The organism is Streptomyces toxytricini, from assembly GCF_014649915.1.
GTDB classification, from domain to species: Bacteria; Actinomycetota; Actinomycetes; order Streptomycetales; family Streptomycetaceae; genus Streptomyces; species Streptomyces toxytricini.
The window spans coordinates 93,227-93,590 of record NZ_BMTY01000016.1 but is presented as its reverse complement, the minus strand read 5'-3'; positions in this window follow the sequence as shown (position 1 = coordinate 93,590).

Here is a 364-nt window from a genome sequence, read left to right as displayed (position 1 = left end):
CCCGGCTCGGCGAGCGGGACCCGCCGCGCCCGGCTCGCGACGCCCGGCCGGCGGCGCCCGGTCCGCGGCCCGGGGCGGGACGTTGGGCGATACCTGGCTCGGCGCGCGGGGCCCGCCGCGGCCGGCTTGCGGTGGCCGGCCCGCGGCAACCGATCCTCGATTCCTGTGCGCACCCCTCTCCCGACGCCGCGTCCGCTACCTCCACGGCGCAGTGGGGCCTGCCTGGCGGGTCGCGGCAGGGTCCGGGGCGCTCTCGCCGCGGTACCGGTAGACGCCGCCCCGGCCCGCGGCGACGCCAGGCCGGGGCGCCGGATCCGCCGTGCCCGGCCGGCCGCACGCGGTCCGCGGTCCGGAGTGTGACGTG